This is a genomic window from Streptomyces sp. NPDC050534, assembly GCF_044457745.1.
Lineage (GTDB): Bacteria > Actinomycetota > Actinomycetes > Streptomycetales > Streptomycetaceae > Streptomyces.
The window spans coordinates 291,077-303,340 of record NZ_JBITHF010000002.1 but is presented as its reverse complement, the minus strand read 5'-3'; the positions used below and the strand labels follow the sequence as shown (position 1 = coordinate 303,340).

Genomic DNA, 12,264 nt, shown 5'->3' with positions numbered 1-12,264 from the left:
GGCCGACGGGCGGTGGGTCGACGGGCGGCCGGTCAACCGGCGGCCGGTCAACGGGCCGCCCGTGGCCGCCCCTTCGTCCCCCTCCGCAGCCGCAACGACCGCACCGCGAACACCAGCGCCGACCCCCCGAAGAGCGCCGCCGTCAGCAGCAGCCACCGTGTCAGGAAGCGGTCCGCGGGCAGGTCGGTGACGGCGCCGTAGCGCTCCGCCACCTGTCCGCTGATCAAGGGGAACCAGACCAGCAGGAGGAGCAGGGAGAGGGCGGCCGGGACGCGGACGTAGGCCACCCGCCGGCGTCGCGGGCCGACCGCGCGCACGAGTGCTCGGTCCGCCGCCGCATACAGGGGCAGCAGCACCAGGTCGTGGAGGAGCGCCGCGCCCACGAACCACAGGGCCACTTCGAACCAGTCCCCTTCCAGTAGGCGTACACCCGCATACGCGGACAGGGCGAACGAGCAGGCCAGCAGCAGGAGTTGGAGAGGACTGCCGAGCGGCAGCGCCAGGCGGGGGCGGGTCATGGCAGGTCTCCGAAGGTCAGCCGGGCCACCCACTTGGTGTTCAGGACGCCGGGTGCCGCGGGCACGATGACCCGGGCCGGGTGGCCGTGGTCGGGGGTCAGGGTCTCGCCGTTGACGAACAGGGCGAGCAGGGAGCGCGGGTCGGCGACCTGGTTGGCGCGCAGCGCGGCCCGGCGGAAGGAGCCGTGGCGTTGCAGCGACTCCACGAACAGGTCCGGCGGATCGCCGTCGTGGCCCACCAGCGCTGCGAGATCCCGCAGACGTACGCCGCGCCACCACTGGTCGGAGGTCGACCACCCCTCCACGCAGGCGATGGGCAACGCCGAGCTGTGCAATGGCAGTTGAAGGAGATCGGCGCGGCTGAGCCGGACCGTGCCGGTCCGTCCCGTCACCGTCAGGCGCCAGCTCTCCTCGCTCCTGTCGGCCGCGCTGATCCCCGCGTACGCGGCCGTCTTGTTGATCTGGAAGCCGCCGGGCCCGTCACCCGGATCGGCACCGTGCGGCGCGAGCACCGCGCTCCACCGCAGCCCGTCGACGTCCTGCCCCACCGTCGTGCCGAACAGCAGCAGCGAGCCGCCCCCGACCAGCCAGAGGGCGCCCCGCCGGGAGACGGTGGGCGGGTCCGGGTCCGGAGCCGTCGACTCGGTCCGCTCCTCCTCCCGCATCCGGCGCAGATTCCGCCACGCGACCGGCATCTTCAGCGCGGCGTGCGCGGCGAACGCTCCGAAGAAGACCCAGGCGCCGTAGAAGTGCAGGGGGTAGAAGGAGCCGGGGAAGAGATAGTCGAGCTGGACGTTGAGCACGCCGGTGACGAACTCGAACAACCCGCCGCCGACCAGCAGCAGGAGCGAGAGCCGCTCCAGCGCGTGCGCGAGGGAACGGGCCGGCGGCAGGGTGAACAGCTTGGGCACCACCGACCACAACTTGGCCAGCAGGACGGGGATCAGCGTGATCCCGAGGGTGACGTGGACGCCCTGGGTGAGCCGGTACAGCCAGTGCGGGTCGGTCGGCCAGGCGAAGAGGTAGAAGCCGAGGAGCCCCTTGCCCGGCGTCTTGTCGTTCACCGGCGACAGGTCCGGGTTGTAGGCGGCGTAGGACAGCAGTCCGGTCACGAACAGGACCGTGATGCCGCCGAGGAGGACGACGCCGAGCACCGAGGTGAGCCACGGGCCCCGCAGGGGGCTGCGCCAGAAGGTGGGCGAGAAGGGAGTCCGTCTCATGTCCCGACCGTAGGGCGCGACCACCCCATGAAGGGGTTCGCGAACCATGACGAAACTCTGACGTCCGCGCACGTCAGCCGCCCGGGGAGGGTCCCGCGGCCTAGCGTTCGGACCGTGAACCGCGACCTTCGCCGAGACCTGTACGCCGCCACGGCCGCCGCACTGCTCGTCGTCGCGGCCGCGGTCGTCGGCACCGGCATCCAGCGCCGCGACGGCTCCCTCCGCGTCAACTGGCCCCCGCTCCTCGCCACCTGGGACCCGCACCTCGGCCCCGGCACCCCGGCGGCGATCGCCGTCGCGGTGGCCGTCGTCGCCCACGGTCCCGCCCTCGCCGCCCGCCTGCCCTGGCGCCCGCTGCTGTTCGCCGTCTGGGGCACCGCCATGGCCTGGACGTGGTCCCTCGCCCTCGTCGACGGGTGGCACCTCGGCGTCGCCGGCCGGCTCACCACCCGCAACGAATACCTCCAGGTCATCGGCCGTTTCCACGACATCCCCGGCACCCTGCGGGACTTCACCCACCACATCCTCATCGACTCCCCCGGCAACTGGCCCGCCCACGTCGCGGGACACCCGGCGGGAGCCACCGTCACCTTCGTCCTCCTCGACCGGATCGGGCTGGGCGGCGGGGCCTGGGCGGGCGCCTTCGTCATCACGGCCGGCACGACGGCGACCGCCGCGGTTCTGATCGCCGTCCGCACCCTGGCCGACGAACGGCTCGCCCGCCGCGCCGCCCCCTTCCTGGTCCTGGCCCCGGGCGCGGTGTGGATGGGTGCCTCGGCCGACGCCTGGTTCACCGCGGTCGCCGCCTGGGCACTGGCGCTCCTCGCGCTCGCGGTGACGGGACACCACCCGGTCCCGATCGGCTTCGCGTCGGGCCTCCTCCTCGGCCTCACCTTCTACCTCTCCTACGGACTCACGCTCATCGCCGTGCTCGCGGCCGCCGTCCTCCTGCTGGGCTCCCACCGCACACGCCCGCTCCCCTTCCTCCTCGCCGGACTCGCCGTCGTACCAGCCGTGTTCACCGCGCTGGGCTTCAACTGGTGGGAGGCTTACCGCCTGTTGGTCACCCGCTACTACCAAGGGGCGGGCGGCGTACGGCCGTACGGCTACTGGGTATGGGCGAACCTGGCCTGCACGGTGTTCATCGTGGGCCCGGCGACGGCGGCGGGCCTGCGCCGCGTCCGCGTGCCGCGCACCGACCGGGCACCCTTCCGGCTGGCCGTCCTCGTGACCGCCGCCCTGCTCGCCCTGCTGCTCGCCGACCTGTCCGGCATGAGCAAGGCGGAGACGGAACGCATCTGGCTGCCGTTCGCGATGTGGCTGCTCGCGTGCTGCGCGTTCCTGCCGAGGCCCCGCGCCTGGCTGGCCGCTCAGGCCGCGCTCGCGCTCCTGGTCAACCACCTGCTGCTGACGTTCTGGTGACCTCCGCGGGCGTCCGTCACGGCAGCGGCTGTTCCGTCCAGATCACCTTGCCGGACGGCGTGTACCGCGTGCCCCACCGCTCGGTGAGCCGGGCGACCAGGAACAGGCCGCGGCCGCCCTCGTCCTCGCTGCGGGCACGGCGCAGGCGGGGGGAGGTGCTGCTGCCGTCGGAGACCTCGCAGATCAGGGCGCGGTCGCGCAGGAGGCGGAGCTGGACGGGGCCGGTGGCGTGGCGGATGGCGTTGGTGACGAGCTCGCTGGCGACCAGTTCGGTGGTGAAGGCCAGTTCGTCCAGGCCCCAGGCGGCGAGCTGCGCGGTGACCGCGGAACGGGCCCGGGAGACGACCGCCGGGTCGCTGGGCAGCTCCCACTCGGCGATCCGGTCCGGGCCGAGGACGTGTGTGCGGGCGACCAGCAGGGCGACGTCGTCGCCCGGCCGGACCGGCAGCAGCGCGTCGAGGACCGCCTCGCAGGTGTCCTCCGGTGCCCGGCCGGCGGCCGCCAGGACGGTACGCAACCGGTCCAGGCCGGAGTCGATGTCGCGGTGCCGGTCCTCCACCAACCCGTCGGTGTAGAGCACCAGTTGGCTGCCCTCGGCCAGTTCCACCTCGACGGTCTCGAAGGGCATGCCGCCGAGGCCGAGGAGCTGCCCGGAGGGCAGGTCGATGAACTCGACCGTGCCGTCCGGCGCGACGACCGCGGGCAGCGGGTGCCCGGCGCAGGTGAGGGTGCAGCGCCGCGAGACCGGGTCGTAGACGGCGTAGAGGCAGGTCGCCCCGACGATGCCGGAGTCGGCCTGGGCGCTGTCCACCGCCCAGCCCTCGCCCCGGTCGAGGCGCCCGACGAGGTCGTCGAGGTGGGTGAGGAGGTCGTCGGGGGACAGGTCGAGGGAGCAGAAGTTCTGCACGGCGGTACGCAGCCGGCCCATCGTGGCGGCGGCGTGCAGACCGTGGCCGACGACGTCCCCGACGACCAGCGCGACGCGGGCGCCGGACAGCGGGATGACGTCGAACCAGTCGCCGCCGACGCCGGCCTGCGCGGGCAGATAGCGGCAGGCGACCTCGACCGCGCTCTGCTCGGGGCGGCCCTTGGGCAGCAGGCTGCGCTGGAGGGCGAGGGCGGTGTTGTGCTCGCGGGTGTAGCGGCGGGCGTTGTCGATGCAGACCGCCGCCCGGCCGACCAGTTCCTGCGCGAGGGAGAGGTCGTCGTCCTCGAAGGGGGCGGGCCGCACGGAGCGGTAGAAGCTGACCACGCCGAGGGTCGTGCCGCGGGCCCGCAGCGGCACGGTGATCAGGGAGTGGGCGCCCACCGCGAGCACCCGTTCCAGCCGCTGCGGGTCCTGCGCGAGCCAGCCGCCCGCCTCGGCCAGGACCGGTTCCATGACGGACTGCCTGGTATCCAGGCAGCGCGCCTGCGGGGTGGACGGCACGTATGCGACGGTGTCGCCGACGTCGTAGAGGTGGTGGGGCTGTCTGCGTACGGCGCGGATGGCCACCCGGCGCAGCGCGTCGAGGCCGCCGAGTTCCTCGGGCTCCTCGCCGCGCAGCACCACGTCCGGCAGGTCGACGGCGACGAAGTCGGCGAACCGGGGCACCATCACCTCGGCCAGCTCCTCCGCGGTGCGGGTGACGTCGAGGGTGGTGCCGATCCGGGTGCCGGCCTCGTGCAGGAACTCCAGACGTCTGCGCGCCAGGACGGCCAGCCGTCCGACGCCGGGCTCGCCGAGGAGCAGCAGCCGGCTCCCGGCGCCGTCGAGGATGTCGCCGACGGTTTCGACGGGCCGGGATGCCGGGGGTACGGCGGCTCGCGCCCGGGCCGGGTGCGCCGGTGCCCCGGCCGCCGGTGCCGACGCCTTCGCCGAGCCGTCGGCGTGAGCGTCGGCGTCGGCCGGTGGCGTGACCGGCAGCCCGAGGCCCGTCAGCCGCGGTCCGCCGAGGATGCGCGCCTCCACCGCGGCCCCCGTCTCCCCCGCCGCGCCGAAGATCTGGCGCCGCAGCAGGGTGGCGACACGGCCGCCCGACAGGAGCACCTCGTCGAGGGTGCGGTTCGGCGAGGCGATGAGCTCCTCGGCCTTCTCCCGCAGCACGGCGAGGTCGATCCGGCCCAGTCCGTCGCCGCCCTGGCCCGGCGCGCCGTGGTCCGGCGGGCGCGGGGCGCCGCCCGCCGCGAGGTCGGCCCGGTGGTAGGCGGCCAGGAGCGCCCGCTCCCGTTCGGTGGCCTGCTCGAGCAGCCGGGCCTCGATGTCCTGGGCGGCCGCGCGGACCAGCCGCAGCATGGCGGGGTCGCCGTCGTCGCGCAGGCAGGTGAGGTCGAGGACGGCCTCGACGCGCCCGCTCAGCGGATTGCGCACGGGCGAGCCGGCACAGGCGAAGGGCTGCAGGCAGTCGGCGAAGTGCTCACGGCCGACGACGTAGACGGGTCCGCGCTGGGCGAGCGCGGTGCCGACGCCGTTGGTGCCGGCCACCCCTTCCGAGGCGTCGAACCCCGGCGCGAAGTGCACCGCGTCGAGGCGTTCGCGCAGCGCCTTCGCCCCGCCGAGCCGCTGGATCACCCGGCCCCGCCCGTCGCACACGGCGAGCACCGTGCCCATCTCCGCAAGGGAGTCCAGCAGCTCCGCCAGCACCGGTTCGGCCGCGCGCAGGAACAGCTCGTCCAGACTCAGCCCGGCCTCGTAGGGCAGCAGCAGCTGATGCGGCTGGAGCCCCACGGACCGGCAGCGCTTCCAGGACTCCAGCACCGGGCCCCGCACATCCGCCTCGACGCGCGCACCGGCCAGGAACCGTTCATGGGCATCGACGAGCCCGCCGATGTCGTCCCAGGCGACGGACAACGAGATCACTTCCTCACCCGGAGCAGGCCCGAATGCGTGCCGCCGTTCGGCCCGCCCGGGCTGTCCCTCCAAGCGCCTTCACACTAGACCCGCTGTGACCCACACCACAATGTCAGACGTGTACCCCTCACGTCCCGGCCCGACCGCCGTCAACTGGCCGTGCGCCGGATCCTCCCCGCGTACCGCCGCTCCAGTTCGAGGTTGCCCTCGAAGCCGCCGGGGACGTTGGCGGAGACGTAGACGGGCGGGCGTTCGCCGGAGTCGAGGAGGAGGCGGGCGGCTTCGGCGACGGTCATCTGGACCAGCATCACGCCGGTGAGGGTGGACAGGGCGCAGACGGAGCCGCCGCCGGGGAGGTCGAGGAGGGCGTCGCCGCGCGGGGCCCGGTTGTCGAGGACGACGTCGGCGATGTCGGCGAGCTTCCGGCCGCTCGGGTGGCCGGACGGGACGGCGCGGGTGTGGGCGAGGGAGGTGACGGCGAGGAGGCGGTGGCCCTGTTCCTTGGCGTGCAGCGCCATCTCCACGACGACGTTGTTGACGCCGGAGTTGGAGATGATCACGAACAGGTCCTGGGGGCTCGGCCCCGCGAGCCCGTAGAGCCGCTCGGCCACGCCTTCGCTGCGCTCCAGGAGGGGGTCGGCGAGGACGCTCGGATCGTCGCCGCCGTAGAGGACGAGGTCGGCCATGCTGAGGCGGTTGGTGGGGACGAGACCGCCTGCCCGGCCGGCGAGTTCGAGGACGAGGGCCTGGGAGTGGCCGGTGCCGAAGGCCTGGATCACGCCGTCCGCGCGGACGCAGTCGGCGACGAGTGCGGCGGCGGCCGCCACCTCCTCGCGTGCCGACTCGGCGATGTCCCGCAGGACGGCCAGGCCCTCCCGTGCGAAGCCCTCGGCGCTCACAGACTCGGCGGTCACGCGGCACTCCCCACTGATGGATGGAACCGACGGGTGGACTGAACCACCCCAGATGGGCCTCAACAGCTGAATCAATAAACCACACGGTCCGGACGGCGAGCAATGCGTCAGGAATGCACGTGTGATGCACGAAGCGTGCCCGCCGCACTGGTCCTGGTATTCAATCCTTGCCCCGAACGGTGGCTGGTACCTTCTCCGTATGCCCTCGACGGACGTCACCGCACTGATCCGCACCGAGCTCCCGCGGCTGGCCGGGTCCCTGCGGAAGGTCGGTGAGCTGATCCTGGACGACCCCGCCGCCGTCACCCGGTGCTCGGCCGCCGAACTGGGCCGGCGCACGGGCACCTCGCAGGCGACGGTGACCCGTTTCTGCCGCGCCATCGGCCTCGACTCCTACCAGCAGCTGCTGATCGAACTGGCCCAGGAGCGCGGCCGCGGCGAGGTCTCCGACTGGGGCTCCACCGAGATCGACACCGACATCTCCCCCGACGACGGCCTGGAGCGGGTCGTCCAGGTCGTCGGCGTCGCGGACCTGCGCGCGATCCAGCAGACCATCGACCGCATCGACCTGGACGCGCTCGAACGCGCCTCCCAGGCCCTCGCCAAGGCCCGGCGCATCGACGTCTACGGCGTCGGCGGCAGCGGCGCCGTGGCCCAGGAGACGGAGACGCGGCTGTTCCGCATCGGCTGCCAGGTGCGCGGCTGGACCGAGGTGCACGGGGCGGCCACCTCCGCCGCCCTGCTCACCCCGGCCGACGTGGCCATCGGCATCTCGCACTCCGGCGCGACCCGCGAGACCCTCGAACCGCTCGAGACGGCCAAGGAGCGGGGCGCCACCACGATCGCCCTCACCACGGACCCGCGCTCGCCGCTCGCCAGGACCGCCGACATCCGCATCATCTCGGCCGCCTCGGAGACCAGCTTCCGCACGGGCAGCATCGGCGGCCGCCACTCCGTCCTGATGCTCGTCGACTGCCTCTACGTCCGCGTCGCCCAGCTCTCCTACCAGCGCGCGAGCGCCTCGCTGGCGCTGACCGACCACATCACGCCGCGGCATGCGGCGAAGTCGCGCCGGAAGCGGTAGCGGCCCCCTCGGCGGACGGTCACCTCGGGCCCCCGCACCCGGAGCGTTCGTACTCGATCCGCGCCAGGGCCACGGCCCCGCGGCAGCCGTCCGCCACCCAGTCCAACGTCAGGCCGAGTGTCCGCAGGCGGGCCGTCAGTCCTGCGGTCAGCGGGCCGTCGGGGCCGAGCAGGCCGCCGGTGGCGACCACGCGCTCACCGGCCCGCGGCTCCAACGCAAGCACCGATTCGGTCAGCCGGTCGGCGGCCTCGCCGAGGATCGCCCGCGCCACGGGGTCACTCCCCCGGGCCGCCTCGGCCACCAGCGGGGCCAGCCGGGCCAGCCGCGTCGGGGGCTCGGCCATGACGACCGGTAGCAGGTGCATGCGGTAGCGCTCGCGGTCGGCGCGGGACCAGCCGGGAGCGCCGGGACCGTCCTGGGGCAGGACGTCCCCGGGCAGTCCCAGCGCCCGCCCCACCGCTCCGGCCAGCACGGTCGCCCCGCCCCTGCCGTCCGCCATCCGCAGCGCGCCCCGCACCGCCTCGCGGCCGATCCAGAAGCCGCTGCCGTCGTCGCCGAGGAGCCAGCCGTCGCCGTCGGCCGTGGCCGTGCAGCGGCGGCCTTCGATGCGCATCGCGACGGCGCCCGTGCCGGCGACGAGCGCGAGGCCGTCGGCCGGGGCGCCGGGGGCGGAGGCGAAGGCGGCCTCGATGTCGCTCCCGACGGCGATCGGGCAGGCGGGGACGCCGGTCTGCCGCAGCGCGTCCTTCAGCGCCGCCAGCGCGTTCAGATGCCCGGGCTCGTCCTGTGCGGCACCCGTGGCGCCCGCGAAACCGCCCGCCACGGCGACGACCCGGCCGCGCGCGGCCTCGGGCACCGCCCGGGCGACGGCCTCCGCGAGGTGCGCGGTGAGAAGCGGCGGCGGGACGGTGAGGGCGTTGCCCGGCCCGGCGGCACCCTCACCGAGGACGCGGCCGTCACCCGCGCGGGCCAGGACGGCGCGGGTACGGGTGCCGCCGGCGTCGAGGCCGATCACCAGGGGCGGCGCCGGTTCGCCCGCGCTCTCGTTCGGACCGCTCGCCGTGTCTGCTGCGTATTCCACTCCTGGATTCCACTCCCGGCAGGGCTCAGGCGCCGGTCAGCACCTCGGCCAGGGCCCGCAGATTGACCCGTCCGCGGCCGTACGAGCACAGGTCCCCGCCCTCCGGCAGCCCGGTGTCCACCCGCACCGCCTCCGGCCGCCGGGCCAGCAGCGCGTCCCGGAAGCGGGCCTGCCAGGGGTGCAGGCCGGCGTCGCAGGTGGCCACGACCAGAGGTGCGTCGGCGGACATGTGCAGGATGCCGTCGATCAGGGCGCCCGGGTCGGCCGGCTCCCCGCCGACCGCCGTGCCGCACGCCGTCGGATCGAGCGCGCGCAGTTCGGTGAGCAGGTCCTCGCCGCCCCAGTTGAGGGCGGGGTGGGGCGGCGGGAAGAGGTCGACGATGTGCACGCCGCGCACGGCGGGCGGCACGGGACGGCTGCGCACGGCGCGCCGGGCCGCCTCCGCTCCGGCCCCGGTGTCCCAGCCGGGCACCGGCCCGGCCACGGGGGCCGCGTACCGCTCGGCGAGCCGCCGCACCCGCCCCGCCGCCTCCCGCACCCGCTCCTCGGCCAGCCGGCCGGTGTCCAGGGCGTCGAGCACCGCGTCGCGGCAGGCCAGCGTGACCTCCAGGTCCGGTACGGAGACGACGACCTGGTCCGCGCCCGCGGCGAGCGCGATGCGGGCACCGGCCGCCTCGCCGTAGTGGTCGGCTATCGCCTTCATCTCCAGGGCGTCGCTCACCAGCACCCCTTCGAAGCCGAGGTCGTGGCGGAGCAGGTCGCCCAGGATGCGGCGGCTGAGGGTGGCGGGGCGGTTGGCGTCCAGCGCCGGGAAGACGACGTGCGCGCTCATCAGCATCGGCACGCCCGCGGCGACGGCCGCGCGGAAGGGTTCGAGGTCGACGCGCAGTTCGTCGTACGGCCGCGGATCGACCGGCAGGTCGTAGTGGCTGTCGGTCGCGGTGCCGCCGTGGCCGGGGAAGTGCTTGGCGCAGGAGGCGATGCCGCGTGCCTCGGTGGCGGCGATCCAGGCGCGCAGGTGGCGGGCGGCGAGTGCCGGGTCGGTGCCGAACGAACGGGTGCGCACGATCGGGTTGTCCGGACGCTGCTGGAGGTCGGCCACGGGGGCGTACGTGGCGGTGATGCCGAGCGTGGCCAGGTGGCCGGCGAGCGCGTCGGCGCAGCGGGCGGTCAGCTCCGGGTCGTCGGCGACGCCGAGGGCGTAGGAGCCGGGGACCTCGGGGGCGCCCGCGCCGACGAGGTGGCCGATGCCGCCGCCCTCGTTGTCGACGGCCACCAGCAGATCGGGGCGGATCGCCCGCAGGGCGTCGGTGAGCTCGCGGACCTGCTCCGCGTCCCGCACGTTGCGCGTGAACAGGATGACGCCGCCCAGACCGCGGTCGACGAGCCGCTTGAGCGTGTCGGGGAAGGTCGTCGTGCCCTCGAAGCCGGCGACGAGGCAACGGTGCACCGCCTCGTCCAGCCCGGAGGAGACGGAGGACAGGGCCGTGCCCGCGTACACGTGCTCGGAGGTCACCCAAGGATGGTGCTGGCTTGTTCATCCGGAAGTCAACACTTGGTTGGATGAATGATTCATCGACCGCCGCGCGGGGCACAAATGGGAAGGCTGCCGCGTCGTCCGCCCGCCCGCGCCCCTTCGGCTCCCGGACACCAGGCCGTCACGCCGGGCGGGAACGGTTCCGCCGTCCCCTGCTGCCATACGCCGCACCCCGTCGCCCGGGCCGACGTGAAAGGACGACGTGCGCCGTGACTCTGCTCCCGCTCGAAGAAGTCCGCGGACCCCTCCCCGCCGCGGGCCCCTGCGCCGACCCTCCCCCGCGGTTCTCCTCCGCCACCCGCCTGCTGCGGCGAGTGCTGGTGCTGCTGCCCCTGCTGCTGATCGGCGTATGGGTCGCGGTCGACTGGCGCACCGTCCACGACGGCTCCGCGCGCCTCGCGTCCGCCGACCCCCGGTGGCTGCTGCTCGCCCTGCTCTTCACCTGCCTGGGCTGGCTGACGGCGGCCTGCGTCCGCCAGGGCGCCCTGCCGGAGAAGCTCCCGACGGGCCTGCTGATCGCCTCCCAGTTCGCCGCCGGCGCCGCCAACCACGCGCTGCCGGCCAGCCTCGGCGCCCACGCCGTCACGCTGCGCTTCCTGCAGAACCGGGGCATCCCCCTGCCCCGCGCCACCGCCTCGCTCGCCCTGTACTCGGTGGTCAGGCCGATCGCGAAGACGCTCCTCCTGCTCGTCTTCCTGGTGGTGTTCCCCGACGTGCTGCTGACGCGCGCCCTGGTGCCCGAAGACCGGACCCTGCTCCTGGTCGCCGGAGGAGCCACGCTCGCCCTGGGCCTCTCGGCCCTCCTCGTGGCGACCGTACGCCCGCTGCGCCGAGCTCTCCTGGACGCCCTGCGCTGCGCCTTCACCGACGTACGCCTGCTGCACACCCGCCCCGCCCGGGTCCTCGCCCTCTGGGGCGGAGCGGCCGCGGCCCCGGTGCTTCAGGCGAGCGTGATCTTCGCGGTCGGGGCGGCACTCGGCTCACCCCTGACCTGGGTCCAGGTCACCTTCGCCTTCCTGGCCGCGAGCACGGCGGTCGGGGCCGTGCCCGCGCCGGGCGGCATCGGCCCCGTGGACGCGGCCGTCGTCTTCACCATGAGCGCCCTCGGGGCACCCGTGGACATCGCGACGACGGCCGTCATCGGCTACCGCGTCCTGACGGTCTGGCTGCCGCTCCTGCCGGGTGCACTGGTGCTGTCGGCACTGGTGCAGCGGAAGGTGCTGTGAGGCCCGCGTCGGCCCGCGTCACCCCTGGTCGTCGGTCATCCGCAGCGAAATGCTGTTGATGCAGTACCGCTGGTCCGTGGGCGTGCCGTACCCCTCGCCCTCGAAGACGTGCCCGAGATGCGACCCGCACCGGGCGCACCGCACCTCCGTCCGCACCATCCCGTGCGAGCGGTCCTCGATGAGCTCCACCGCGTCGGTGTCCTTCGGGTCGAAGAAGGACGGCCAGCCGCAGTGGGAGTCGAACTTCGTCTCCGAGGTGAACAGTTCGGCGCCGCAGGCACGGCAGGAGTAGACGCCCTCGGTCTTGGTGTTGGTGTACTCACCGGTGAAGGCGGGCTCCGTGGCGGCCTGGCGCAGCACCGCGTACTCGGAGGGGGTCAGCTCCGCGCGCCACTGCTCGTCCGGCTTTTCGACGTCGTACGACATGAGCCT

10 protein-coding genes are annotated in these 12,264 nt (G+C 74.2%); 3 read left to right on the top strand and 7 right to left on the bottom strand.

Annotated elements, in window-relative coordinates:
* Window positions 1-47: 47 nt before the first annotated feature.
* Both ACIBN2_RS06910 and ACIBN2_RS06905 read right to left on the bottom strand, forming a co-directional pair.
* Window positions 48-518: a hypothetical protein gene (locus tag ACIBN2_RS06910; RefSeq protein ID WP_399133151.1), complete on the bottom strand. Its 471-nt coding sequence runs from the start codon at window positions 516-518 to the stop codon at window positions 48-50.
* Window positions 515-1,738 (bottom strand): molybdopterin-dependent oxidoreductase, encoded by a 1,224-nt coding sequence (locus ACIBN2_RS06905; protein ID WP_399133150.1) that lies wholly within the window; start codon window positions 1,736-1,738, stop codon window positions 515-517. Before ACIBN2_RS06905 ends, ACIBN2_RS06910 begins: the two co-directional genes overlap by 4 nt.
* 114 nt (window positions 1,739-1,852) lie before the next feature.
* Here ACIBN2_RS06905 and ACIBN2_RS06900 point away from each other — a divergent pair, with 114 nt between their 5' ends.
* On the top strand, window positions 1,853-3,160 hold the full coding sequence (locus ACIBN2_RS06900) for a hypothetical protein (protein ID WP_399133148.1): 1,308 nt from the start codon (window positions 1,853-1,855) through the stop codon (window positions 3,158-3,160).
* Between the two features lie 16 nt (window positions 3,161-3,176).
* Here the strand turns inward: ACIBN2_RS06900 and ACIBN2_RS06895 are convergent, their stop codons facing one another.
* Window positions 3,177-5,999 carry a SpoIIE family protein phosphatase gene (locus ACIBN2_RS06895; protein ID WP_399133147.1) on the bottom strand — a complete coding sequence of 941 codons (2,823 nt, stop codon included), beginning with the start codon at window positions 5,997-5,999 and terminating at the stop codon, window positions 3,177-3,179.
* 140 nt (window positions 6,000-6,139) lie between these two features.
* Window positions 6,140-6,904: a sugar isomerase domain-containing protein gene (locus ACIBN2_RS06890; RefSeq protein WP_399133146.1), complete on the bottom strand. Its 765-nt coding sequence runs from the start codon at window positions 6,902-6,904 to the stop codon at window positions 6,140-6,142.
* Between the two features lie 199 nt (window positions 6,905-7,103).
* Here ACIBN2_RS06890 and ACIBN2_RS06885 point away from each other — a divergent pair, with 199 nt between their 5' ends.
* Entirely contained in the window at window positions 7,104-7,988 is an 885-nt protein-coding gene (locus ACIBN2_RS06885; protein ID WP_399133144.1) for a MurR/RpiR family transcriptional regulator, read from the top strand.
* Between the two features lie 19 nt (window positions 7,989-8,007).
* On the opposite strand, the gene ACIBN2_RS06880 is transcribed toward ACIBN2_RS06885, so the two are convergent.
* The gene (locus ACIBN2_RS06880) at window positions 8,008-9,069 is read right to left on the bottom strand and encodes an N-acetylglucosamine kinase (protein ID WP_399133143.1); all 1,062 of its coding nucleotides are present in this window, start codon (window positions 9,067-9,069) and stop codon (window positions 8,008-8,010) included.
* A gap of 25 nt (window positions 9,070-9,094) precedes the next feature.
* On the bottom strand, window positions 9,095-10,585 hold the full coding sequence (nagZ, locus tag ACIBN2_RS06875; RefSeq protein WP_399133142.1) for a beta-N-acetylhexosaminidase: 1,491 nt from the start codon (window positions 10,583-10,585) through the stop codon (window positions 9,095-9,097).
* A 230-nt stretch (window positions 10,586-10,815) separates the two neighbouring features.
* Here nagZ and ACIBN2_RS06870 point away from each other — a divergent pair, with 230 nt between their 5' ends.
* Window positions 10,816-11,832 carry a YbhN family protein gene (locus ACIBN2_RS06870; protein ID WP_399133141.1) on the top strand — a complete coding sequence of 339 codons (1,017 nt, stop codon included), beginning with the start codon at window positions 10,816-10,818 and terminating at the stop codon, window positions 11,830-11,832.
* 18 nt (window positions 11,833-11,850) lie between these two features.
* On the opposite strand, the gene msrB is transcribed toward ACIBN2_RS06870, so the two are convergent.
* The gene (gene msrB / locus ACIBN2_RS06865) at window positions 11,851-12,258 is read right to left on the bottom strand and encodes a peptide-methionine (R)-S-oxide reductase MsrB (RefSeq protein ID WP_399133140.1); all 408 of its coding nucleotides are present in this window, start codon (window positions 12,256-12,258) and stop codon (window positions 11,851-11,853) included.
* Between the last annotated feature and the right edge of the window lie 6 nt (window positions 12,259-12,264).